2 protein-coding genes are annotated in these 1079 nt (G+C 38.3%); both read left to right on the top strand.

Annotated features, from left to right (window positions below; genetic code table 11):
* Nucleotides 1-373: hypothetical protein (locus tag RM445_RS32000; protein WP_311560604.1), on the top strand; the 373-nt coding region annotated here is incomplete at its 5' end.
* On the top strand, nucleotides 374-784 hold the full coding sequence (locus RM445_RS31995; protein WP_093291918.1) for a hypothetical protein: 411 nt from the start codon (nucleotides 374-376) through the stop codon (nucleotides 782-784). It abuts the gene before it with no gap.
* Nucleotides 785-1079: the final 295 nt, after the last annotated feature.

The raw sequence follows: 1079 nt of genomic DNA, 5'->3' as shown, positions 1-1079 counted from the left end.
ACATGAATCCTATGAAGTTTCATCTCGTGAGAAGTTGATTGAGTATATGCAAGATCTTGATAAGCCTTATCATATTAAAGTCAATGGTGTACCTCGAGGGTTCAAGGATATAGCGGAACGTCATCTTGGTAGTTGTGCCAAGAGAATCTTTGATGAAATTGATTACAAATGGAAAAATGTTGACGATCTGGAAGTTGCTTTGAATATAGGTGGCGGTAGTATCTTGCTCAAACCTTATTTGGAGAAAGCCAACAATAGGAAGTACCCTTTTCAGTTTGTGTCTGATGAAAAGCTAGTTCCCTTTTTGAATGCTCGTGGAGGTTGGAAGATCGCACAGAGACAAGAAGAAAAGAAGCGTTTAACGGTGAAATAGATGACCAAAAAAGTAGTAGTTAAGCCAGGAGATAGTCTTTCTATCAAGGTATCAACAAAATTGACAAAGGAACAACTGCAACTCATTAGCGATTGGAAGCAATCCAAAATCCTCTCAACTAAGTTTTTCGAAAAGGTAGATGAGGAGTTACATCTGGCCGTAAATCATGAAATACAATTGCCAATTCCTCGCCCACTGACAATAGAAGAACAGGAAAAGCTAAGTCAACCAATCGTACAACAAATGCTAGGAAACCTTTGTATGGCTTTGATATCCAATGAAATACCTGATGCTATAGTTGGTACGTCCCCACCAAGTCAAGTAAATTTAGAGCAACCTGTAGGTGTAGATACAACAGTTGTATCTAATGAAGCAGATGCTTGTATAGATGCAGCCTTAGACGATTGGTAGTAGTAGACAGTAAAAGGTTCCGTTAAATAAAAAGAGAGCAACTATTTCCCTCTAAGTAGAAGAGGAAATCTAGTTGCTCTCTTTTATGTAGGGTAAAGGATTGCTCCACCAATTGTCCATTTCGATTACTTCTTGCATAAGTGGCTTTTGTAGGATGTTCCCTTCTCTATGTAATATTTATTTGTTGTTGAGAAACATGGTTACATTCCATTTAAACCATTGTTCATGGGGGAGGGAGGTATCAATGGGAATTGGATCAAAACGAAACTTGTATATGTTGCCGTATTTGTCCCTC

The organism is Pseudonocardia charpentierae, from assembly GCF_031845345.1.
Classification (GTDB): Bacteria; Actinomycetota; Actinomycetes; order Mycobacteriales; family Pseudonocardiaceae; genus Pseudonocardia; species Pseudonocardia charpentierae.
This window is presented reverse-complemented; position numbering and strand designations above follow the sequence as displayed.